The 23,136-nt window shown below is 35.2% G+C and carries 19 protein-coding genes; 11 read left to right on the top strand and 8 right to left on the bottom strand.

Features of this window, described 5'->3' with window-relative positions; translation table 11 throughout:
• Positions 1 to 106 precede the first annotated feature (106 nt).
• The 5 genes from J7574_RS02880 to J7574_RS02860 form a co-directional block, all read right to left on the bottom strand.
• The gene (locus J7574_RS02880; protein WP_290963947.1) at positions 107 to 1,291 is read right to left on the bottom strand and encodes an aldose epimerase family protein; all 1,185 of its coding nucleotides are present in this window, start codon (positions 1,289 to 1,291) and stop codon (positions 107 to 109) included.
• A 140-nt stretch (positions 1,292 to 1,431) separates the two neighbouring features.
• Entirely contained in the window at positions 1,432 to 2,940 is a 1,509-nt protein-coding gene (araA, locus tag J7574_RS02875) for an L-arabinose isomerase (protein ID WP_290963944.1), read from the bottom strand.
• 167 nt (positions 2,941 to 3,107) lie between these two features.
• Entirely contained in the window at positions 3,108 to 3,809 is a 702-nt protein-coding gene (locus tag J7574_RS02870; protein WP_290963941.1) for an L-ribulose-5-phosphate 4-epimerase, read from the bottom strand.
• On the bottom strand, positions 3,793 to 5,484 hold the full coding sequence (locus J7574_RS02865) for a ribulokinase (protein WP_290963938.1): 1,692 nt from the start codon (positions 5,482 to 5,484) through the stop codon (positions 3,793 to 3,795). The genes J7574_RS02870 and J7574_RS02865 overlap by 17 nt, the downstream gene beginning before the upstream one ends.
• 272 nt (positions 5,485 to 5,756) lie before the next feature.
• Positions 5,757 to 7,301: an alpha-L-arabinofuranosidase C-terminal domain-containing protein gene (locus J7574_RS02860; protein ID WP_290963936.1), complete on the bottom strand. Its 1,545-nt coding sequence runs from the start codon at positions 7,299 to 7,301 to the stop codon at positions 5,757 to 5,759.
• Positions 7,302 to 7,821: 520 nt separating this feature from the next.
• Here J7574_RS02860 and J7574_RS02855 point away from each other — a divergent pair.
• The gene (locus J7574_RS02855) at positions 7,822 to 8,511 is read left to right on the top strand and encodes an NUDIX domain-containing protein (RefSeq protein ID WP_290963933.1); all 690 of its coding nucleotides are present in this window, start codon (positions 7,822 to 7,824) and stop codon (positions 8,509 to 8,511) included.
• Positions 8,512 to 8,525: 14 nt separating this feature from the next.
• On the opposite strand, the gene J7574_RS02850 is transcribed toward J7574_RS02855, so the two are convergent.
• Complete coding sequence (locus tag J7574_RS02850) at positions 8,526 to 9,524, bottom strand: GntR family transcriptional regulator (protein WP_290963930.1); 999 nt, start codon at positions 9,522 to 9,524, stop codon at positions 8,526 to 8,528.
• Between the two features lie 103 nt (positions 9,525 to 9,627).
• On the opposite strand from J7574_RS02850, the gene J7574_RS02845 reads away from it, so the two are divergent.
• From J7574_RS02845 to J7574_RS02825, 5 genes are all read left to right on the top strand, one after another.
• Positions 9,628 to 10,680 (top strand): aldose epimerase family protein, encoded by a 1,053-nt coding sequence (locus tag J7574_RS02845; protein ID WP_290963927.1) that lies wholly within the window; start codon positions 9,628 to 9,630, stop codon positions 10,678 to 10,680.
• Positions 10,681 to 10,712: 32 nt separating this feature from the next.
• On the top strand, positions 10,713 to 11,873 hold the full coding sequence (gene galK, locus J7574_RS02840; protein ID WP_290963924.1) for a galactokinase: 1,161 nt from the start codon (positions 10,713 to 10,715) through the stop codon (positions 11,871 to 11,873).
• A gap of 14 nt (positions 11,874 to 11,887) precedes the next feature.
• Entirely contained in the window at positions 11,888 to 12,946 is a 1,059-nt protein-coding gene (locus J7574_RS02835) for a UDP-glucose--hexose-1-phosphate uridylyltransferase (RefSeq protein ID WP_290963921.1), read from the top strand.
• Between the two features lie 252 nt (positions 12,947 to 13,198).
• On the top strand, positions 13,199 to 14,884 hold the full coding sequence (locus J7574_RS02830) for a sodium/sugar symporter (protein ID WP_290963918.1): 1,686 nt from the start codon (positions 13,199 to 13,201) through the stop codon (positions 14,882 to 14,884).
• A gap of 420 nt (positions 14,885 to 15,304) precedes the next feature.
• Positions 15,305 to 16,084 carry an SDR family oxidoreductase gene (locus tag J7574_RS02825; RefSeq protein WP_008465924.1) on the top strand — a complete coding sequence of 260 codons (780 nt, stop codon included), beginning with the start codon at positions 15,305 to 15,307 and terminating at the stop codon, positions 16,082 to 16,084.
• Positions 16,085 to 16,223: 139 nt separating this feature from the next.
• On the opposite strand, the gene J7574_RS02820 is transcribed toward J7574_RS02825, so the two are convergent.
• A complete protein-coding gene (locus J7574_RS02820) occupies positions 16,224 to 17,087 on the bottom strand; it encodes an AraC family transcriptional regulator (RefSeq protein ID WP_290963916.1) in 864 nt (287 codons plus the stop codon).
• Between the two features lie 173 nt (positions 17,088 to 17,260).
• Here J7574_RS02820 and J7574_RS02815 point away from each other — a divergent pair, with 173 nt between their 5' ends.
• From J7574_RS02815 to J7574_RS02795, 5 genes are all read left to right on the top strand, one after another.
• On the top strand, positions 17,261 to 18,916 hold the full coding sequence (locus J7574_RS02815; protein WP_290963914.1) for a UxaA family hydrolase: 1,656 nt from the start codon (positions 17,261 to 17,263) through the stop codon (positions 18,914 to 18,916).
• 37 nt (positions 18,917 to 18,953) lie between these two features.
• A complete protein-coding gene (locus J7574_RS02810; RefSeq protein WP_290963912.1) occupies positions 18,954 to 19,718 on the top strand; it encodes an SDR family NAD(P)-dependent oxidoreductase in 765 nt (254 codons plus the stop codon).
• A 186-nt stretch (positions 19,719 to 19,904) separates the two neighbouring features.
• On the top strand, positions 19,905 to 20,762 hold the full coding sequence (locus J7574_RS02805; RefSeq protein ID WP_290963910.1) for a fumarylacetoacetate hydrolase family protein: 858 nt from the start codon (positions 19,905 to 19,907) through the stop codon (positions 20,760 to 20,762).
• A gap of 4 nt (positions 20,763 to 20,766) precedes the next feature.
• Positions 20,767 to 21,102: an L-rhamnose mutarotase gene (locus J7574_RS02800; protein WP_290963907.1), complete on the top strand. Its 336-nt coding sequence runs from the start codon at positions 20,767 to 20,769 to the stop codon at positions 21,100 to 21,102.
• A 161-nt stretch (positions 21,103 to 21,263) separates the two neighbouring features.
• A complete protein-coding gene (locus tag J7574_RS02795) occupies positions 21,264 to 21,869 on the top strand; it encodes a hypothetical protein (RefSeq protein WP_290963904.1) in 606 nt (201 codons plus the stop codon).
• Between the two features lie 13 nt (positions 21,870 to 21,882).
• On the opposite strand, the gene J7574_RS02790 is transcribed toward J7574_RS02795, so the two are convergent.
• Positions 21,883 to 23,133 carry an NAD(P)/FAD-dependent oxidoreductase gene (locus J7574_RS02790; RefSeq protein ID WP_290963901.1) on the bottom strand — a complete coding sequence of 417 codons (1,251 nt, stop codon included), beginning with the start codon at positions 23,131 to 23,133 and terminating at the stop codon, positions 21,883 to 21,885.
• Between the last annotated feature and the right edge of the window lie 3 nt (positions 23,134 to 23,136).

Here is a 23,136-nt window from a genome sequence, read left to right as displayed (position 1 = left end):
AGCAGTGAAATCAATTAAAAATCATTCCATTCTAAAACAAAAAACCTCGAAAGCTACAACTTTCGAGGTTTTTAAAAATTACTAAACTAATAAACAAATCCTAAAACTATTTCTGCACAGAGAATTTAAACGTAGTTCTAGTCTTATAATTTTCTCCCGGGTTTAAAACCGTTGTTGGGAAGTTTTTCTGGTTTGGAGAATCTGGATAATGTTCTGTTTCCAGACATAATCCTGTTCTGTGTGCAAAAGTTCCGCCGTTTGGCATTGGTAAAGTTCCGTCAAGGAAATTTCCAGAATAAAACTGAATTCCAGGTTCGTCTGTTGTCATTTCCATAACTCTTCCGCTTGCTGCGTGATACACTTTTGCAATGATTGTTTTTCCTTTTTCAGGATTGTTCAGTACCCAGCAATGGTCGTAACCTTTTCCTCTTTCTAACTGCTCGTTTTTAGCATTGATGTCTTTTCCAATTAATTTTGGCTGTCTGAAATCGAAAGGCGTACCTGCAACGTCATCTAATTTTCCTGTTGGAATCAAAGTTGCGTCTACAGGAACCAATTTATCTGCATTTAAAGTCAACTCGTGATCTAAGATTGTTTTGGTAAAATCTCCAGACAAGTTGAAATAAGAATGCTGCGTTAAGTTAACCACTGTTTTCTTGTCGGTTGTTGCTTCGTACAACACTTCTAATTGATTGTCATTTGTCAAGGTATAAGTCACAAAAACTTTAAGGTTTCCTGGATATCCTTCTTCCATATCCTTACTTACATAAGATAATTTTAAAGAAGCAGTTTCTCCAGATTTTACCTCATCTGCTTTCCAAACCACATTAAAAAATCCTTGTGGCCCTCCGTGCAAAGCGTTTGGTGCATTGTTAATTGCTAACTGATATTCTTTTCCATCTAATGAAAATTTACCTTTTGCAATTCGGTTTCCGAATCTTCCGATCAAAGCTCCAAAAAATGGATTTTCTTTTTCGTATTGCGCTAAAGAACTAAATCCAATAACCACATTTTCTGAAACTCCAGCTTTGTTTGGCACTTTTAAATCAGTAATTCTTCCTCCAAAAGTGATGATGTCAACTTCCATCCCATTTTGGTTTTTCAGTTTGTAACTCTCCACTTTTTCGCCTTTGGCAGTAGTTCCGTACTCTGATTTTGCTATTGTAACTAAAGCTTTTTGATCAGTTGTCGCTTTTTCTGTATCCATTTTTTTTTCGTTTTTGCATTGAACTGTAACTATAGCAATACCGAGCATACTTAGTATGAAAAGGGTGCGTTTTAATACATTCATAAATGATAGTTTTTTGGTTTGTAAAAGGTTAAATGTTTAGATGTAAAATGTCAGATGCGAAATTTAATCATTTTAAAAATGTAAAATTTACCTTTTAAGCTTTTTCACATTTTACATCTTACAAATTAAATTTTACTGGCTTACAGGCCGTGTTGAAATAAATGATAATAGGCTTCATTAGCATTGATTTTATCTTTGAAATCTCTTACTGTAGTTTTTTCATCAATAACCAATAATTCGATTCCTGCGATGTCTGCGAAATCTTCCATGTATTCTGTTGTAATTGACTGGCTGTAAACGGTATGATGCGCTCCTCCAGCTAAAATCCAGGCCGTTGCTGCCACTTCTAAATTTGGCTTACAATCCCAAAGAACGCGTGCCACTGGAAGTTTTGGCAATTCTGCCATTGGTTCTACTGCTTCCACTTCGTTCACGATTAAACGGAAACGAGTTCCTATATCAACCAATGAAACGTTGATTGCATCGCCTGCAGGAGAATTAAACACCAAACGCGCTGGATCTTCTTTTCCTCCAATTCCTAACGGGTGCACTTCACAAGAAGGTTTTCCGTCAGCAATAGATGGGCAGATTTCCAACATGTGAGAACCCAAAACATACGATTTTTGCGGAGTAAAATGGTACGTGTAATCTTCCATGAAAGAAGTTCCGCCTTCTAAACCAACACACATTACTTTTAAAGCTCTTACCATTGCAGCGGTTTTCCAGTCTCCTTCTCCACCAAAACCATAACCATCGGCCATTAATCTTTGTGTAGCGATTCCTGGCAATTGTTTCCAAACTCCAAGGTTTTCAAATGTATCTGTAAAAGCTCCGAATCCTCCTTCTTCAAGGAAAGCTCTTAATCCTAATTCGATTTTTGCTGCTTCAACTAAAGAACTTCTTTGCGCTCCACCTTCTTTTAAAGAATCAGTTAAGCTGTACGATTGCTCATAAACTGCTAATAAATCGTTTAATTCTTTATCTGTTACTCTCTCAATATGTTTGGTAACGTCTGATGAATCATATCCGTTTACAGAAACTCCAAAACGAATTTGAGCTTCTACCTTGTCGCCTTCTGTAACGGCAACTTCACGCATATTATCTCCAATACGAGCCACTTTTAAGTTTTGAAGTTCGTCCCATCCAAGAGCAACTCTAGACCAGATTCCTAATTGTTTTTGAACTCTTTGATCTTCCCAGTGTCCTACAACAACTTTACGTTTTTTACGTAAACGAGACATGATGAAACCAAATTCACGATCTCCGTGAGCCGATTGGTTCAAATTCATGAAATCCATATCGATGCTTCCCCACGGAATTTCAGCATTGTATTGTGTATGCAAGTGGCATAATGGTTTTTTAAGGATATTTAATCCGCCAATCCACATTTTTGCAGGAGAGAAAGTGTGCATCCAAGCAATAATTCCTATACAGTTTTTCGCTGAGTTTGCAGCTAAACAAACATCTAAAATCTGCGAAGGAGATTTTACCACATCTTTATAAACCACTTTTACCGGAATTGAAGATGAAGCATCTAATCCTTTTGCAATAATTTGAGAATGTTCTGCTACTTTTCTAAGTGTTTCTTCACCATATAATTCCTGGCTTCCTACTACAAACCATACTTCTTTTTGAGAAATGTCTATCATTGTTTTTTATTTTGTTTCAAGTTTTCTTTTGTTTCAAGTTTCAAGTTCTCAAAATGCCGAAAATCTTATTGTTATGTTATTATTTTTGTTTTTGTCTGTTTCACGTTCCAAGTTTCACGTTCCAACAACTTGAAACTAAAAAAACCTGAAACCTGAAACAAAAATTTTTACTGTCCGTAGTACGAATCTTTTCCGTGCTTACGGTTGTAATGTTTCTTTATTAACGAATCTTTTAATCTTGGTGCGTTCGGATTTATTTGTAAAGTCAGGTACGCCATTTCTGCCACAACTTCTAATACTTTGCTGTTGTAAACCGCTTTTGCCGCATTTTTTCCCCAAGCAAACGGACCGTGATTTCCAATTAAAATCATTTCTACTTCTTCATAAGAAAGATTTTTTTCTTTGAAACAATCCAAAATCTGAATTCCAGTATTGTGTTCGTAGTTTCCTTCTATTAGATGATCTGCCATTGGCGGTGCGCACGGAATATCAGCCGTTAAATGATCGGCATGTGTTGTTCCGAAAATCGGAATATCTCGCTGCGATTGTGCCCAAGCTACAGAATAAGTTGCGTGCGTATGCGCCACTCCGCCAATATTTGGCCAGTGTTTGTATAAATAAGCATGCGTTTTTGTGTCTGAAGACGGACGCATCGTTCCTTCGATAACATTATTATCAAAATCGACAATTACAATATCTTCAGGTTTTAAATCTTCGTAAGGAACACCGCTCGGTTTAATGGCGAAAACACCATTTTTTCTGTCCACGGCACTTACGTTTCCGAAAGTATACACCACCAAGTTCAATGCATTTAACTGCATGTTGGCTTCGTAACATTCTTGTTTTAAATCTTTATAAAGAGAACTCATTTTGAGAAATTTTAATAGTTGGATCTGCAAAAGCACTTAATTGCTCATAAGCTAAAAGCAGTTTATGGTACGCTGCCACTTTATCTAATTGAGGGAAATATTCTCCGTCAAAATCACTTCCAATTTTTTGGCTTGCTTCGATTACGTTTGGATAAATTCCGGCTGCAACCGCTGCATAAATTGCGGCACCTAAAGCAGGTGTCTGGTCTGAAGCCGCCACTTTAATTGGCTTGTTTAAAACGTTGGCCAAAGTCTGCATAATAAAAGGAGATTTACGAGCCACGCCACCAATTCCGATAACACTGTCGATTTTTACGCCTTCTTCTTCAAAACGATCCACGATTTTCTTCGCTCCAAAACAGATTGCGTTTACTAAAGCTTTGAAAATATGAGGCGCTTTTGTTCCTAAAGATAAATTTGAAATGGCGCTTTTCACTTCCTGATTGGCATCTGGAGTTCTTCGTCCGTTGATCCAGTCTAAAGCAATTGGAAGACTTTCTGAAACAGGGATTTTCTCTGCTTCTTTAGTTAATTCAATAATCAATTTATCGCTGAATTCTTCTCTTAATTGTTCTTTTTGCGCATCATTTAAAGTTGAAGAAGAAGCTAATAAATGTTCTGTTGGCCACATTAGCAATTCTTTGTACCAAGCCAGTAAATCACCAAAAGCCGATTGTCCTGCTTCCAAACCAATAAATCCTGGAATTACAGATCCGTCCACTTGACCGCAGATTCCGCGAACGGTTTTTGTTCCCACTTCCTCATAAGAACCAACTAGGATATCGCAAGTTGAAGTTCCCATAACACGGACTAAAGTGTTTTCTTCAATTTTAGCTCCAACAGCACCAGAATGTGCATCGAACGTTCCAACAGCCACAACCGTTTCTGTAGAAAGTCCTAAACGTTCTGCCCATTCTTGGCTTAATTTTCCAGCAACTAAGTCTGAAGTATAGGTTTCATCGTATAAATTGCCACGCAAAGTCGCCAAATACGGATGTAATTTTTCTAAAAATTCAACTGGCGGTAATCCGTTCCAGTCTGCATGCCACATGGCTTTATGACCTGCTGCACAACGGCTTCTTTTAAATGTTTTTAAATCTTTATCTTCAATTAACAAATACGTCATTAAATCGCAATGCTCCATCCAAGTATATGCTGCATTTCTAACTGCTTCATCTTGTCTTGCAATGTGAAGGATTTTTGCCCAAAACCATTCTGAAGAATAAATTCCTCCAACGTATTTTGTCACATCTTCTCCACCCCAGCTTACTGCCAGTTCGTTGATTTCGTTTGCTTCATTTATCGCAGTGTGATCTTTCCATAAAACCATCATTGCATTTGGGTTTTCTTCAAAACCTTTTGTCAACGCCAATGGTGTTCCATCTTTTGTAACTGGAACAGGAGAAGATCCCGTTGTGTCAATACAAATTCCGCGAACCAATGACGGATCAACCTTACTTTCTTTTACTACATTTTGAATTGTAATTTCCAATCCCTCAATGTGATCCAAAGGATGTTGGCGAAACTGGTTTATAGAGGCATCACAATACTGCTTGTTTTTCCATCTTTTGTAATGAGAAACATTCGATGCCAGCTCCTGTCCATTCTCAGTATCAATTAGCACCGCGCGAACAGAATCTGTTCCGTAGTCCAATCCTATTACATAATTTTTCATTCGTATATTATTTTAAAATATTGACAAATATAGAGATAAATATTTTATAAGTGTACAAAAAACACTTAATTGAAATTGTATAGTTAATTTTTGCTATAAATGCATTAAAACAGCATTTTAGCCTTAAATCAAAAAATAAATGTTACCTACACATTTATAATGTTGCGATTATTTCATTCGCAAACAGAAATTCTTTCTTTTAAAAATGCATTTCGTTTGTTTAAGCTGTAAAAATCCGCTCTTTGAAGAACGGATTTTCAGATCTCTTTCTATTATTTTCCTTCTAAAACCAATACAGAATAAGGAGGCAATGTTATTTCAAGTTTTCCTTTTTTGTTTTCAAAACCTTTGAAAGCAACAGGAACAATTTTATTCGGATTCTCGAAAGAATTGTAATCTTGCAGTTTCGAAGCAGTAATTATATTTCCTGAAAAACCTTTTACACCAAGATCTTTTACATCAATTTCTATTTTATTCTTATTTACCGGATCAATATTTACTAGCGAAATATGAACAGAACCGCTCTGATCTTTTGATGCCGAAGCAGACACGGCTGGAATGCTTTGACCATTGTAAGTATATAAAGGCGATTTAAAATCTATTGGCAATAATTTTGCATCCTGATGCACGCTGTACATTTTCATGACATGATAGGTTGGCGTCGTGATCATTTTTGCTTTGTCTGTTAAAATTACAGCCTGAAGCACATTAATACATTGGGCTAAATTGGCCATGCGAACACGGTCTGCATGGTTATTAAAAATATTTAATGTTGCACCTGCCAAGACAGCATCTCTCATTGTATTTTGCTGATATAAAAATCCTGGGTTTGTTCCTTTCTGAACGTCATACCAACCTCCCCATTCATCTACAATCATGGCTACTTTTTTCTCTGGATCATATTTATCCATTATTGCAGCATGTTTGGTAACAAGCTCTTCCATTATTAAAGCAGACTGCATAGTAAGGAAATATTCTTTTTCTGTAAAGTCAACATCCGAACCTTTTTTGGCCCAATCGATTACAGCATAATGATGCACGCCAACTCCGCCAAGCATACTTAAAGGAATGTTTTTCATTAAAACTTCTGTCCAGTTGTAATCAGAGCTGTTGGCACCAGATGCGATTCTTGTAATTCCTCCTGCATTTCCCCAATCAGACATAAAAGTGGCGAATTTTTTATATTCGTTTGCATAATAATCTGCCGTCATATTTCCGCCGCAGCCCCATGCTTCATTTCCAATTCCCCAGTATTTCACTTTCCAAGGCTCTGTTCTTCCGTTTTTCTTACGAAGATCACTCATCGGACTTTTCCCTCCAAAATTGGTGTACTGAACCCAGTCTGCTAATTCTTGAACTGTTCCGCTTCCAACATTTCCAGATAAGTAAGGTTCTGCTCCAAGCAATTCGCACATATTTAAAAAGTCATGCGTCCCGAAACTATTATCTTCTGTAACACCTCCCCACCATTGGTTTACAATTGTCGGGCGCTGTTCTTTTGGACCTATCCCATCTTTCCAGTGATACGTATCTGCAAAACATCCTCCAGGCCATCTTAAATTCGGAATTTTAAGATCCTTCAATGCTTTTACAATGTCGTTTCGAACTCCCTTTGTGTTTGGAATTTTAGAAGTATCTCCAACAAAAAATCCACCGTAAATGCAACGTCCTAGATGTTCTGCAAAATGACCGTAAATATTTCTATTTATGGTTGGCGCCGAGGCATCATTTTTTATTGAAATAAGTGTGGATTCTTTTTGTGCAGATATTGTTTGGATGCCAAGTACAGCAAACGATATCAGTAATAGCTTTTTCATGTTTCTTGTGGTTTTTTGTTTTTAGGAAAAAGAGCATTCTCTATTCCCTATTGCTTTTTGGTTTAAATTTATAAGTGTCTGTTTAACATTTGTAAATTTAAATAAAAAAAAGCCACATAAAAAAATAAAAACATCAAAACAACTGGTTGTAAAAAATAGATTTCGCAATTATCCCTTAAAAATCAGCATAAAAAAAGATTTTGATAAACCTTATAAATGTAAAATCCAAAAAAAATCGACAAAAAACCTGCGAACAGTGGCATTTGTAACAAAATTTCAAAAAAAATAATTTTTGATCGCGAAATAATAATCCTCAGATTCATTCTCTTATAAAAATGTTTCTACCTTTGACTTCATAATTTTTATATATAATCGAGAAAGAAAACAGAACAAAGCGTTTCATGATCATTATCCAAATTGTATTATTTTATTGCCTTTTAATATTAAGTGTAAAATCGACATTATTAAATTATGATACGTTTTAAGAAGTTTATATATTTACCATACAAATTAATTATATATGTTAGATAGTTATAGCTCTGCCGATAAAGTTTTATTGGCGGTTGACTGCATCATTTTTGGGTTCGACAATGAAGGGTTGAAAATCCTTTTGATTCAAAGAGATTTTGAGCCTGAAAAAGGAAAATGGTCCTTAATTGGAGGATTTCTAAAACGCGATGAAGTTTTAGACGCTGCGGCAACCAGAATCTTAAATACCTATACAGGTCTTAACGATATTTATATGGAGCAGCTTTATGCATACAGCGAAATTGATCGTGACCCGGTAGAAAGAACCATTTCGGTTTCTTACTTTGCCTTAATTAATATCGAAAACCATAATGCAGAACTGATTCAGAATTATCATGCAAAATGGTTTCCAATTAATGATGCGCCAAACTTAATTTTTGACCACAATGAAATGGTTGAAAATGCCATTAAGAGACTTCGCTACAAAACTTCTATCAAACCAATTGGCTTTGAATTGCTTCCTGAGAAATTCACAATGCGTCAGCTTTTAGAATTGTATGAAGCTATTTTGAGCAAAGAATTAGACAAAAGAAATTTCATTAGCAAAATAAACTCTTTAGAAATTTTAAATAAACTAGACGAAAAAGACATGCAGTCTTCTCGAAAAGGTTCTTATTTATATACTTTCAACAAAGAGAAATATGAAGAAAAACTACTAAATAATTTTGTGCTCAATTTATAATTGACACTATTATATTATAAAGAATTTCTAACTATGAGAGCAGATTTATTTTCGATCTGCTCTTTTGTTCCTTTCAGAACCATATCGGCTAGAATCTTGCCCATCAATTCAAAATTGGTTGAAATGGTCGTAATTCCGTTTGCTGCAATTTTCTTCAATGGCGTCTCATTATAAGAGATAATTCCAAAATCTTCTCCTAGCTTTAAATTTCTGCTCATTGCATTTTCTATTACCAAAAGCAAATCCCGATCGTGCGGAATAATGTACAAATCTCCTAATGCAATAGATTGATTGCCAAAATCTGAAATCACTTCGTAATCAAAACCATAAGTTTCGCAAAACGATTCAAAACCCAATTTCATTCCTGGCGGCTCTCTAAAACCTGGGAAAATTAAAATTAGTTTCTTGTATTTTGCCAATCTGGATTTCCCTTTCATTAAACCTTCGTAAATATCTTTTTGATGGTTTTGGTAAATCGCTGGAAACATTTTTAAATCTGGATTGGTCTGATCCAAAATAATTACATCACTCACTGGTAGGGTTTTTATCGAATCGGCAATATCGCTTAAATTCGTCGGCATGATTATGTATTTTGTATAATTTCCGTTACTGTCGTGTATCAGCTTTTTAAAAACCTGAACATTAAAATGATGAAAGAAAATATCGACCTGCACATTTTTACCAATGTTTTTTAAAAACGAATTATAAATATCTTCCTTGAAAATATTCAACTCATCAAAAAGCAGGAAAATCTTCTGAGTTATAGTGATTTCAATACTTTTAACGTAATATCCTTTACCGGGAATGGCATAAATAATGCCTCTTTTCTTCAATTCATCATACGCCAACAAGACCGTATCGCGAGATAATGAAAATGCCAAACAGACTTTATTAACAGATGGAAGTCGGTCTCCTTTAATTAAATTTCCTTCTTCAATCGCTTTTTCGATTGAGAGAATAATCTGCTTGTATTTTGGCAAACCAATATTATTTTGAATTGAAATCATGCTCATGATAAAGTCATTTTGACTATTAAATAATTAGAAACTGGTAGGTACTGGTATGCAAATATAAAAAATGTTTCTACTTTTGGATTTCATTTTTGGTAAAAATTATATGAAAATAAAACACATATCGCATTTAAAAGAGATTCATAATTGCAAATTGTTTGGTTTAATGCCCAATAAGGAAGAAATTTATTCTTTTGATTTGGTTAATAAAAACGGAATGAAAGTGCAGATTATCAATTATGGAGCAACTGTAACTTCGATTCAAATTCCAGTTAACGGAAAACAAGTAGATGTTGTTTTAGGCTTCGATAATTTAGATGCGTATTTAGAATCTTATAATTTGCCGAGCGCTCCTTATTTCGGAACCACAGTGGGCCGCTATGCAGGACGCATTCATAATGCAACTTTTAGTCTTAATGATAAAAAGTTTCAGTTGGGCGGAAACAATAATGGCAACACACTTCATGGCGGAGAAATGGGATTTGGAAGAAAAGTGTGGAGCGTAGTTAATGCAAGTTCTGGCGAAAACCCATCTCTTACTTTTGGCCTTTTGAGTGAGCATTTAGAGGAAAATTTCCCTGGAGAAATGACGGTTTATTTAACGTATACGTTGACTGAAGAAAATGAATTAAAACTAGAATATAAAGCGACCTCAACAGAAGATACTATTATCAATCTGACGCATCACAGTTATTTCAACCTTGATGGACATGACGGAAATGTTTTAGAACAGCAAATGTTTATCAAATCGGCTAAAATATTGGAAACAAATTCAGACAATATTCCGACAGGAAATTTTACCGATTTAACCAATCATGATTTTGATTTTAGAACACCTAAAAATTGTCCGTTTCCTATTGACAATTCGTTTGTCGTGAATTCTAAAACTGAAATTGTCGGACAATTGATCAGCTTAAAAAACAAATTGAGAATGAATGTCTATACCGATCAGCCAAGTGTGCATATATATGTAGGCGGAAATTGTTTCGGAAAACTAAAAGGAAAAGAAAATGTAGATTATAATGCGCAAAGCGGAATTTGCTTTGAAACTCAAAATTTCCCAGACGCTCCAAATCATGCTCATTTTCCAAATGCGGTTTTGAAAAAAGGCGAAGAATACACGCAGAAAACGCTTTATAAATTTGAAAGTTTAAATTAATAATTCCAAAAAACACCATACAACTAACTATAATGAATGATATTTTAATACAAAATACCGTTGCTTTTTTTGAGAAATCTTTCGGGTCTTCTCCTCAAAAAACGGTACTTTCTCCAGGTAGAATTAACATCATTGGAGAGCATATTGACTATAATGATGGTTATGTTTTGCCTGCCGCAATCGACAAAGTGATTTGTTTTGCTTTTGAAAAAAACAACACCAAAACTTCCAAAATAATTGCTATCGATTTAAACGAAGAATTTGAAATCGATCTGACTCAAGAAGTAAAACTGAGCGATGTGGTTTGGACCAATTATATTCGTGGCGTAATTAAACAATTGCAAGACAACGGATTTTCTTTTGACGGTTTCAACTGCGTTTTCAGCAGCAATATTCCGGTTGGTTCTGGATTGTCTTCTTCAGCAGCTTTAGAATGCGGAATGATTTTCGGAATCAAATCTCTTTTTGATTTAAAAATCGAGAAAAAAGACATTTCATTATTAGGACAAAAAGCAGAACACTGGGTTGGCATCAACTGCGGAATTATGGATCAGTTCTCAAGCGTTCACGGTCTTGAAAACCAAGTAATTCAATTAGACTGCAACACTTTAGATTTTGAATATCACAATGCCGATTTCAAAGATTATTCTCTGATTTTATTTGATTCTAATGTAAAACATTCGCTTTTTACATCAGAATATAATACTAGAAGAATCGAATGCGAAGAAGGTTTATCTATTATAAAAAGCTATTTCCCAGAAGTAAAAAGTTTTAGAGATGCGACCGAAGAGCAAGTTATAAGCTTGAAAGACAAAATGACCGAAAAAGTTTTCAGCAGAGTTCATTTTGTTGTAAAAGAAATCAATCGCGTTATTAAAGCCTGCAAAGCTTTAGACCAAGGAAACATTGAACTTTTAGGCGAATTGCTTTTTGAAACACATTACGGTTTATCTCAAGAATATGAGGTAAGCTGCGAAGAATTAGACATGCTTGTTGACACCGCAAAAGAAGATAATGCCATTATTGGTTCAAGACTTATGGGTGGTGGTTTTGGAGGATGCACTATCAATTTAGTTAAAAAAGGACATGAAAATGAGGTTAAGCGTAAGTTTTCAAAGCTTTATTTAGATACATTTGGAATTGAATTAAAATTCTATGATGTAAAAATCTCTAACGGAACAACGCTACTTTAAAACCACACTGTACAATGAAAAATTTTGACATTAACGAAGATCCGCACAGACGCTTTAATCCATTAATCAACGAATGGGTTTTGGTATCTCCTCACCGTGCAAAACGCCCTTGGCAGGGACAAAACGAAACTATTTCGACTGAAGAACTTCCTAAATACGACCCAACTTGTTATTTGTGTCCAGGAAATGTTCGTGCCAACGGAATGAATAATCCACAATACGAAAACAGTTTTGTTTTTGAAAATGATTTTGCAGCCATGAAGCAGGACGAAATTATTTTTGAAGAGGATATTAAACATACTTTTTTTAAGGCAAAACCAGAACAAGGCATTTCGAGAGTAGTCTGCTTTTCACCAAGACACGATCTGACTTTGCCAGAAATGGAAATTGCAGATATCGAAAACATCATTAAAACTTGGCAGAAAGAATATACCGATTTAGGAAATATTAAATTCATCAACCACGTTCAGATTTTTGAAAACAAAGGAAGCGTTATGGGCTGCAGCAACCCGCACCCGCACGGTCAAATCTGGGCTCAGTCTTCATTGCCAACTCAGGTTGAAAAAACACAAAACAGCTTAAAATCTTATTTCGATAAAAACGAGAGAACCTTATTAGAAGATTATGTTAAAGCTGAATTGAAAGTGGGCGATCGCATCGTAATCGAAAATGATCATTTTGTGGCATTAGTTCCGTTTTGGGCAATCTGGCCATACGAAACCATGATTATAAGCAAAAGAGCCGTAAACAAAATCACCGATTTTACTGCTGAAGAAAGTACCGCTTTCGCGAAAATCTTAAAGCAGCTTACAACGAAGTATGACAATTTATTTAACACTTCATTTCCGTATTCTTCAGGAATTCACCAATCTCCAACAGATGGCTTATTACATCCAGAATGGCATTTCCACATGCATTTCTATCCGCCGTTGTTAAGATCGGCAACTGTAAAGAAATTTATGGTTGGATATGAAATGCTGGGCGAATCGCAACGTGATATTACACCTGAAAAAAGCGCTGAAATTTTAAGACAGCTTTCAGATGTACACTACAAAAGTCTTGTAAAAGCGTAGTGTTCTAAATGTGGCAGTAAAGCCAAAAAATAAAAATTTAACATAATAATCAAACAATAAATGTAAAAAACACATTTCATAATGGTTGATTTCTAAATTTTTATTTTACATTTGGCTTCTGCTTTTATTTTCGCAAAAAAATAACAGAAATAAAACACATCTTGCATTTTTAACAAGATTTAATAACACAAAAACTGATTTAAACCACATAAACAAACAACCCTATAATAATTATTTAAAATACTACTAACAATGAACCAAAACCTCGCTTTCGCAGACTATGCGGTTTTTATTATTTATTTTATCGTAGTCTCGGTCTATGGCTACACTGTTTACCGCAAACGTAAACAGGACGAACATGATGCCAAAGCTTACTTTTTGGCTGAAGGAAATTTAACTTGGTGGGCAATTGGAGCTTCTCTTATTGCTTCTAACATCTCTGCAGAACAATTTATCGGAATGAGCGGTGAAGGTTTCTTCTTAGGAATCGCTGTTGCTGCCTACGAATGGCTTGCTGCCGTTGCTCTTATTATTGTTGCCGTATGGTTTATTCCTGTTTATCTTAAAAATAAGATTTACACGATGCCACAATTCTTAAAAACACGTTACAATGAGTCTACTGCTCTTATCATGGCAGTTTTCTGGCTGTTTTTATATGTTTTTGTAAACTTAACTTCTATTTTATATTTAGGAGCTGTTGCCATTAACGGTCTTGCAGGAGGAGAATACCTTCACGTAATCATGATCGGATTAGCTGTTTTTGCGTTATTTATTTCTCTTGGAGGAATGAAGGTTGTGGCTTATACAGACGTTATTCAAGTTGCGGTATTAATCATTGGAGGTTTGGTAACTTCTTATATTGCTCTTACAACTGTTGGACAATATTTCGGTGTTGGCGAAAATGCAATTGCTGGTTTCAAAGTTTTAATGAAAGAAGCTCCTGAGCATTTCAAAATGATCATTCCAAAACCAACTGCAACTTCTTCTCAGTTGGAAATCGATAAATATTTAACCTTCCCTGGATTGTTATCTTACGCTGCTGGTATCTGGATCATCAACTTGAACTATTGGGGATGTAACCAATACATTACACAAAGAGCTCTTGGAGCAGACTTGCAGACTGCACGCACAGGAATTTTATTTGCTGGTATGTTAAAATTATTAATGCCATTAATCGTAATGCTTCCTGGTATTGCTGCTTATGTTTTATACACAAACGGACACTTGCCACAATTAGTTGGAGGAAAAGATGGAGCTTATTCTGCTGTATTGACATTCCTTCCAACTGGATTAAAAGGGCTTTCTGTTGCCGCACTTACTGCTGCAATTGTTGCGTCTCTTGCTGGAAAAGTAAACAGTATCTCTACAATCTATACATTAGACGTTCATAAAAAATACATCCAAAAAGAAGCTGGTGAAAAACAACAAGTAAACATCGGTCGTATTGCCGTTTTTGTTGCCATGCTTTTAGCAGTTCTATTTACATGGAATGATATCTTAGGAATTGGTGGTGTTGGAGGATTTACATACATCCAAAAATACACTGGATTTATTAGTCCTGGAGTTTTTGCGATGTTCTTCTTAGGTATGTTCTGGAAAAGAACTACTGGAACAGCTGCAATCGTTGGGGTAATTTTAGGATTCTTATTATCAGTTTTATTCAACGAATACGCTCCAGCTTTATTTGGAAACGACACACTTTTATATACAGCTTATGCTAACGGAAAAGGAGCTTTCGAAATTCCTTTCCACATCTGTATGGGATTATCGTTCTTATTTACAATGATTGCCATGATTCTAATAAGTTTCGCTGGACCAAAAGTAAACCCTAAAGCATTCGAGACAGAACCTGGAATGTTCAAAGTTAAACCGCAAACAACAGTTTTAATCGTAATTACATTATTGATTATTGTTGCGCTTTACGTTAAGTTCTGGTAATAAATTATCAGTTCAATTCTCTCTTTTTACAGCTGTTGTTTGTCATGAACAACAGCTGTAAATTTTTAAAGTATATTCGTTGAAAAAAAAGTAGCCACAGATTAAAATGATTTCATGATCTACGTTTTTGTCAGGCTGAGCGAAGTCGAAGCCCACGTCAAATTGGAGCGCCCTTCGACTTCGCTCAGGGTGACAATCTAATTCATAAATCCTTCTAATCCTTTAAATCTGTGGCAAAAAAAATTAAACACATAGAACCATAGATTTTAAAATGAGCTGAAAAGAGAAAAAAAACAAATCTAGATTTGAACACATAGAACTATGTGAATTGAAGTAAAATGAAATGCCTTTATAGATAAAGTAAAGCTATAATTCTATGTGTTAGAAAAATTAAACAATATTTAAATTAAAATAAAAGTCATGCAGTTATCATTAACCCAAAAAATCATTATCGTTACGGGAGGTGCAAAAGGAATTGGTTTAGGAATTGTAAAAGTACTAGCCGAAGAAAATGCAATTCCGTTTATCGTTGGTCGTAACGAAAATGATAACATCAAAGCCGTAGAAGAATTAAAAGCCATAGGAAAAGAAGCACATCAAGTTGCTGCTGATCTAACAAAACCTGAAGACTGCAAAAAAGCCGTTGAAGCCGTAATCGCCAAATTCGGCAGAATTGACGGATTGGTAAACAATGCCGGAGTTAATGACGGCGTTGGATTAGAAAACGGAAATTATGAAGATTTTGCTGCTTCTCTTCACAAAAATTTAGTGCATTATTATTTAATGGCGCAGCATGCTCTTCCGTATTTGAAAGAATCGAAAGGAGCAATTGTAAACATTGGTTCTAAAACTGCCGAAACGGGTCAAGGTGGAACCTCAGCGTACGCTGCTTCAAACGGAGGAAGAAATGCCTTAACCAGAGAATGGGCTGTTGAATTATTAAAATACCGCATTCGTGTAAACGCCGTAATTGTGGCAGAATGTTATACACCTCTTTACGAAACCTGGATTAATACTTTCGAAAATAAAGAAGAAAAACTAGCCGCGATTACCAAAAATATTCCGTTAGAAAACAGAATGACAACCGCAGAAGAAATTGCGAATATGGTTGTTTTCTTGTTGTCTGAAAAATCAAGCCACACTACTGGACAGATTATTTATGTAGATGGCGGTTACACGCATTTAGATCGATCTATCTAATTTTTTTTGCAAATTTTTTCGCTACGAATTCACGAATTTTTACAAATCGTAATTTGTGAAATTTACAGTCCTTTTTGATGCAAATTTCACGGATTTTAATCATTTTAATTCGTGAATTCGTGGCTATTTTTTTTCAAAATTATATAGCACTATTTTTAAACTCCGAAGGCGTAATTCCTTTACACTTCTTGAAAAGTTTATTAAAGTTAGATGCCGTTTTATACCCACAAGCATAAGCGATTTCAGACATGCTTTTATCAGTTTCCAAAAGCAATTTGCAAGCATTCGAAATCCTGATTTCATGCAGATAATCCACAAAATTCTTTTTTGTTTTTACTCTAAACATTCTGCAGAAAGAAGTCCGTGTCATATTTGCCACAGCGGCAATTTCTTCCAAGGAAATATTCTTCTTGTAATTTTTATTGACATATTGAAAAACCTCCGAAAGTCGGTCAACTTTCGAATCTTTCTGCATCAGAGAATAAATTTCGTCATTAATATAAATCTTATCCTGACTATCAGAGAGAATAGACAAAATTTCAAAAAGTCCAACAATTACTTCGAAGTCTTTTTTAGAAACTAATTTTTCCAGTTTTTTAGCAATCTGTTTATTCGTTTTTCCAATAATCGAAATCCCTTTTCCTGCCTGAAAAAAGAGATCGTTGATTTTTTGGGTTTCTTTTAATTCGTAAAAAGTTGGTCCGAAAATGTCTTTATGAAAATATACGACTATAGAATTGGCTTTTAAATCTTCAATTCCCTGATAATATTTTTCATCATTCAACCATACATGCGGAATATCAGAACCCAAAAAAACCATATCTCCAGGCTCAAAAGGCATTACCGAATTTCCGATAATTCGTTTTCCAAAACTCTCTTTCACATACACCAACTCCAGTTCTGGATGCGAATGAAAAGGCGCCTGAAAAAATGGTTCAATCCGATTCAGGACCGAAACTTTTGTGTTGAGATAAGACGTTATTTTAGTTTGTTCCAATTTCATACTGCAAAGATAATTAAAGATTATACACAGATAATATTAGACTAATATTGAATGCATAAAAAAGCTAATTTTATTTTTCGTTAACTGCCCAAATTCTATAGAAATCAAAGTGTTAATTTGATTTTTAAAATGAGGCGGCAACATCAAAAAAAAAAAGAAAAAACAACAGCACAATGTTAGAGAATACAACAAAAAAACTGGTCGTAAAACTGCATCCAGATGATAATGTATTGGTTGCCTTAACCGATCTTCAAAAAGGCGAATCGATTCATTTTGAAAATGAAACTTACGTTTTGCAAGACCTTATCAAAGCCAAACATAAATTCTACATGCAGGACATGAAGCAGGGCGAAGAAGTGAATATGTATGGCGTTTTGGTCGGAAAAGTGCAAAACGATGTGGCAAAAGGAAGTTTGATGACAACCGAAAACTTAAAACACGCCGCAGATCCTTACGCTTACAGAAACGCTTCTTACGAATGGAATGCGCCAGATGTTTCGAAGTTTGCAAACCGAACTTTTAAAGGGTACAAAAGAAAAGACGGACGCGTTGGAACAGCAAACTACTGGCTTTTTATTCCGACTGTTTTTTGTGAAAACCGAAATCTTGATGTCATCAAAGAAGCATTGCACAAGCAATTGGGTTATGCGGTGACAGACAAATACAATCAATTTACGCACGAATTGCTGGAAAGTTATTTGAACGGAAATGATATTAACGATATTAATATTGAATTGAATCCGACTCCGAAAAACAAACGTGTTTTTGAAAATGTCGACGGAATTAAATTCTTAAATCATCAAGGCGGTTGCGGCGGAACACGTCAAGATTCATCTACTTTGAGTGCTTTATTGGCTTCTTACGCCAATCACCCAAACGTTGGCGGAATCACACTTTTGAGTTTAGGATGCCAGCATTTGCAAGTTCAGGATTTTGTAAATGATGTAAAAAGACAAAATCCAGAGTTTGACAAACCGTTGTTTATTTTTGAACAACAGCAAACAGAAAGCGAAGAAGTTCTGATTACAAACGCCATCAAAAAGACTTTTGAAGGTTTAATCGAAATCAACAAATACGAAAGAACGGATGCTCCTTTAAGCGATTTATGCATTGGCGTAAAATGTGGGGGAAGCGATGGTTTTAGCGGTGTTTCTGCAAATCCTGCTGTGGGTTATACTTCAGATTTAGTGGTTGCTTTAGGCGGAAAAATTCTTTTGGCTGAATTCCCAGAATTATGTGGTGCTGAACAAAACTTAATCGACAGATGTATTACAGAAGATAACGCTAAAAAATTCATCCATTTAATGGAATCTTACGACGAACTGGCTCATAAAGTAGGCTCAGGTTTCCATATGAATCCGTCTCCTGGCAACATCAAAGACGGTTTAATTACCGATGCTATAAAAAGCGCGGGAGCGGCCAAAAAAGGAGGAACTTCTCCTGTCGTGGATGTTTTGGATTATACCGAATTGGTTACAAAACCAGGTTTAAGTTTGGTATGCACGCCAGGAAATGATGTGGAAGCAACAACAGGAAAAGCAGCTTCTGGGGCAACTCTAATTTTATTTACAACAGGTTTGGGAACTCCAACTGGAAATCCGGTTTGTCCTGTAATTAAAGTCGCTACAAACTCTGTTTTGGCGACTAGAATGAAAGATATTATCGATATTGACTGCGGACCAATCATTAGCGGTGAAAAATCTATTGAAGAAATGGGCGAAGAAATTTTAGAATATTGCATCAAAGCGGCAAGCGGAGATATTATTCCGAAAGCAGTCCAATTAAACCAAGACGATTTTATTCCGTGGAAACGCGGAGTATCTTTATAATCTAAATTTTAAAATAAATCATTAAACACATATAAGTATGTTTTCATTACAAAATAAAAAAGCAATTATCACAGGAGGCGGAAGCGGAATTGGAAGAGCGATTTCTGTTTTATTTGCTAAACAAGGAGCTGAAGTTCATATTTTAGAATTAACAGAAGAAAGCGCAAAAGAAACGGTGGAAGAAATCAAATCAAACGGAGGAACTGTTTTTGCTCATGCTTGCGACGTTTCAAACCACGAACAGGTAAAATCTGCTTTCGATAAAATCGGAAATATCAATATTTTGGTAAACAATGCGGGAATTGCTCACGTTGGAAAAGTAGACACTACTTCTGAATCTGATTTTGACAAAATCATGAATGTAAACGTAAAGGGAGTTTACAACTGTCTTCATGCTTCGATTCCAGCTTTAAGAAACTCTGGCGGAGGCGTTATTTTGAACTTAGCATCAATCGCGTGCTGGGTCGGAATTCCTGATCGTTTTGCTTATTCGACTGCAAAAGGTGCTGTTATGGCAATGACTTTGTCTGTTGCAAAAGATTATTTGCACGATAAAATCAGATGTAATTCTATTTCTCCTGCGAGAGTTCACACGCCTTTCGTAGACGGATTTATTGCTAAAAACTATCCAGGAAAAGAAGAAGAAATTTTCGAAAAACTATCTCAATCACAGCCAATCGGCCGTATGGGAAAACCAGATGAAATCGCAACTTTGGCTTTATTTTTATGCAGCGATGAATCTTCTTTCATCACCGGTTCTGATTACCCAATTGATGGAGGTTTTATTAAATTGAATAACTAAAAAAAGAAATAGCCACAGATTAAAGAGTTCAAATCTGTGCGAAAAAATAGCCACGAATTCACGAATTAAAATGATTGAAAAATCTGTGAAATCTGCGTAAAAATAATTCCAAATTTCACGAATTATAATTTGTAAAAATTCGTGAATTCGTGGCGGAAAAAAATATTACTAAAAAATATAAAGATTATGAAACTTATTAGATTTGGAGAAGAAGGAAAAGAAAAACCAGGCGTTGTACTAAATGATAAAAGATATGATGTTTCTTCTATCGTAACAGATTACAACGAAGCTTTTTTTGAAAATGACGGATTAAAAAAATTAGAAGAAGCCTTAAAAAACAACCCTGCACTTCCAGAAGTAAGCGATTCAATTCGTTTAGGTTCGCCAGTGGCACGCCCTTCAAAAATTATCTGCATCGGATTAAACTATGTTGATCACTGTGAAGAAACTGGTGCTGCGATTCCGACAGAACCCATTATTTTCTTTAAGTCTACCACTTCTTTATGCGGACCAAATGACAATTTGATCATTCCAAAAAACAGTGAAAAAACAGACTGGGAAGTAGAATTGGCATTTGTTGTAGGTAAAAAAGCAAGTTATGTTTCTGAAGAAGATGCGCCAAACTACATTGCTGGATATTGCCTTTTGAATGATTACAGCGAAAGAGCTTTCCAATTGGAGCGTGGTGGACAATGGGCTAAAGGAAAAGGAAACGACACTTTTGCTCCGCTTGGGCCAATTATGGCAACTCCAGAAGAAGTGAGTGATGTAAACAATTTAAAAATGTGGCTTACTGTAAACGGAAAAACGTTCCAAAACAGTAATACTTCAAACTTGATTTTCAAAATTCCATTTTTAATTCATTACTTAAGTCAGTTTATGACATTACTTCCTGGCGATGTAATTAGTACAGGAACACCTCCGGGAGTTGGTTTGGGAATTAAACCAAATCCAATTTACATTAAAGCGGGCGATGTAATCGAATTAGGAATTGAAGGTTTGGGCACAAGCAAACAAACTGCTGTAGCTTACCAACAAAAATAAAATTATGGCAACTCAAAAATTTTATCTTGCGTTAGACTTAAAAGATGACGCAGATTTAATTGCAGAATACAAAGAACTGCACGAAAATGTATGGCCAGAAATTAAAAAAAGCATTAAAGATTCTGGAATTGAAGTTCTGGATATTTACTGCACAGGAAATAGATTGTTCATGATTATCGAAGCAGATGCCGATTTTACTTTCGAAAAGAAAGATCAAGCCGATGCTGCAAACGAAAAAGTTCAGGAATGGGAAACTTTAATGTGGAAATTCCAACAAGCGCTTCCTTGGGCAAAACCAGGACAAAAATGGATTGTAATGGATAAGATTTTCGGATTGTAAAGTCCAATGTTATTCAAATTTTAAAAAAGGGATTTCAATTTTGGAATCTCTTTTTTTGTTTTTGAAGCAAAATAAGGAGAAACTTTAATATGAAATAAATTATATATTCATCGTTTTGATTACTTTTAGAGCCTAAAAAATAAACCTCAATTAACCAAAAAATGAAAAAACTAATTATTGCGTGCTTCTTTATTTCAGGAGCAATGTTTGCTCAGGACATCAATATTGTTCAAGGCAATTTTGACTTTTTAAAAGATCAAAAAGAAATCAATACCGTATTTGATTATAGTAATTTTACTATGATGAAAGAAAAAAAATCTGAAGCACAATATGTAAAAGAACACAAAGCAGATCTAGACGAGAAGGCAAAAGGAAATGGAAATCTTTGGGAAAAAAGATGGATTGTGGCAAAAGATCAAATATGGACTCCAAAATTTTTGGAAATTGCAAACATTGTATTGACTAAAGAGAAGAAAGAATTAAACTTTCAGGAAGGATTAAATACTCCTTATACTTTAATTGTACAGGCAGTTTGGATTTATCCAGGCTGGGATGCTGGAATTATGAAACAGCCAGCAAAAGTAACAACCAATTTAAAATTTGTTGAAACAGCTAACAAATCAAACGTCTTGTTAGAAATTAACAGTGAAGAGGCTCCAGGAGATCAATGGGGAAGCAATTTTAATAATGAAACTCGAATTGGCGAAGGATTTGCAAAAACAGCGAAAACAATGTCTAAACTTATAGCGAAAAAAGCATATAAATAAAAAAAAGCCCTGATTATTCAGGGCTTTGTTCTTTTTGCATATTCAGTAAATACGCCATATTAGCAATTACGTGATCGTGTTTTTTGACGAATGAATTTTCTTCGTTCCAAACATAACCGGCTAAAACCGCACATATTTTTTCCTTCACTTCAGGATTCTCCGGCTGATGGAAAAATAACGTCTGTAGATTTCCAGTATACCATTCTTGTACATAAGTGGTAAAAACTGCAATTCCGCGTTTCATATATTGGGTAAATTCTACTTCCCAGTCAACAGGGATTCCTTGCGATTCTTTCAAATATAATTTAGCTGCCAGCATTCCAGATTCGGTTGCAAAAGCAACTCCTGAAGAGAAAACCGGATCTAAGAATTCAGAACTGTTTCCTGTTAAAGCAAAACCATCGCCGTACATTCTTTTTACGGCTCTAGAATAGTTTTCTAATTTAACTGGCTCAAACAAAAATTCTGTTCCTTTAAATCTTTTGATATAATAATCCGATTTCTGAATCGCATTTCGTAAAGCCTCAGCATTGTCTTTATTTTCAGAAAGCGAATTGATGAAATCTGTTGGTCCCACAACCCCTAAACTAGTATTTCCGTTTGAAAATGGAATTACCCAAAGCCAAACCTCAGTTTCTAGAATATCAAATGAAATTTGAGTTCCCTCTACTCCTTCTTCTCTATTAATATCTTTAACATGGGTAAAAATAGAAGAATGCGGATCTAATTTTGAAGGCGTATCCAAATCTAAAAGTCTTGGCAATACGCGTCCATATCCGCTTGAGTCGATGATAAATTTAGCATGGATTTCTTTTAGATTTCCGTCTTTATCTTTTACAATAGTTTTTGAATTTTTCCCTTCAAAAGAAACTTCCAAAACTTCTGTTTCAAATTCTAGGTCAATTCCTTTTCTAATAATTTCCTGAGCCATTGTATTGTCAAAATCAGCTCTTGGAACTTGCCAAGTCCAATCCCAACCTTCTCCAAATTTTACGCTGAAATCAAAATTGCAGATTTCTTCGCCTCTAATAAAACGTGCGCCTAATTTTTTTTCGAAGTTCATTGCATCAAGAGCGTCAAACAATTCAGCCTCTGCAAAATGATCCATTACACGCGGAATAAGGCTTTCGCCTACCACAAGTCTCGGAAACTTCGTTTTTTCTACAACTTTTACCTTAACATTGTTTTTAAAAAGATACGATGCCGAGACACATCCAGACGGTCCTGCACCAATCACTAAAACATCAACAAACTCCTTTGTCATATT

It is taken from the genome of Flavobacterium sp., assembly GCF_017744675.1.
Lineage (GTDB): Bacteria > Bacteroidota > Bacteroidia > Flavobacteriales > Flavobacteriaceae > Flavobacterium.
The sequence above is the reverse complement of the archived record's forward strand: the minus strand, read 5'-3'. Positions and strand labels throughout refer to the sequence as shown.

Excerpts from the sequence above, each read along its gene's own strand:
- J7574_RS02880 (WP_290963947.1), bottom strand. The coding sequence starts at position 1,291 with ATGAATGTATTAAAACGCACCCTTTTCATACTAAGTATGCTCGGTATT.
- araA (WP_290963944.1), bottom strand. The coding sequence starts at position 2,940 with ATGATAGACATTTCTCAAAAAGAAGTATGGTTTGTAGTAGGAAGCCAG.
- J7574_RS02870 (WP_290963941.1), bottom strand. The coding sequence starts at position 3,809 with ATGAGTTCTCTTTATAAAGATTTAAAACAAGAATGTTACGAAGCCAAC.
- J7574_RS02865 (WP_290963938.1), bottom strand. The coding sequence starts at position 5,484 with ATGAAAAATTATGTAATAGGATTGGACTACGGAACAGATTCTGTTCGC.
- J7574_RS02860 (WP_290963936.1), bottom strand. The coding sequence starts at position 7,301 with ATGAAAAAGCTATTACTGATATCGTTTGCTGTACTTGGCATCCAAACA.
- J7574_RS02855 (WP_290963933.1), top strand. The coding sequence starts at position 7,822 with ATGTTAGATAGTTATAGCTCTGCCGATAAAGTTTTATTGGCGGTTGAC.
- J7574_RS02850 (WP_290963930.1), bottom strand. The coding sequence starts at position 9,524 with ATGAGCATGATTTCAATTCAAAATAATATTGGTTTGCCAAAATACAAG.
- J7574_RS02845 (WP_290963927.1), top strand. The coding sequence starts at position 9,628 with ATGAAAATAAAACACATATCGCATTTAAAAGAGATTCATAATTGCAAA.
- galK (WP_290963924.1), top strand. The coding sequence starts at position 10,713 with ATGAATGATATTTTAATACAAAATACCGTTGCTTTTTTTGAGAAATCT.
- J7574_RS02835 (WP_290963921.1), top strand. The coding sequence starts at position 11,888 with ATGAAAAATTTTGACATTAACGAAGATCCGCACAGACGCTTTAATCCA.
- J7574_RS02830 (WP_290963918.1), top strand. The coding sequence starts at position 13,199 with ATGAACCAAAACCTCGCTTTCGCAGACTATGCGGTTTTTATTATTTAT.
- J7574_RS02825 (WP_008465924.1), top strand. The coding sequence starts at position 15,305 with ATGCAGTTATCATTAACCCAAAAAATCATTATCGTTACGGGAGGTGCA.
- J7574_RS02820 (WP_290963916.1), bottom strand. The coding sequence starts at position 17,087 with ATGAAATTGGAACAAACTAAAATAACGTCTTATCTCAACACAAAAGTT.
- J7574_RS02815 (WP_290963914.1), top strand. The coding sequence starts at position 17,261 with ATGTTAGAGAATACAACAAAAAAACTGGTCGTAAAACTGCATCCAGAT.
- J7574_RS02810 (WP_290963912.1), top strand. The coding sequence starts at position 18,954 with ATGTTTTCATTACAAAATAAAAAAGCAATTATCACAGGAGGCGGAAGC.
- J7574_RS02805 (WP_290963910.1), top strand. The coding sequence starts at position 19,905 with ATGAAACTTATTAGATTTGGAGAAGAAGGAAAAGAAAAACCAGGCGTT.
- J7574_RS02800 (WP_290963907.1), top strand. The coding sequence starts at position 20,767 with ATGGCAACTCAAAAATTTTATCTTGCGTTAGACTTAAAAGATGACGCA.
- J7574_RS02795 (WP_290963904.1), top strand. The coding sequence starts at position 21,264 with ATGAAAAAACTAATTATTGCGTGCTTCTTTATTTCAGGAGCAATGTTT.
- J7574_RS02790 (WP_290963901.1), bottom strand. The coding sequence starts at position 23,133 with ATGACAAAGGAGTTTGTTGATGTTTTAGTGATTGGTGCAGGACCGTCT.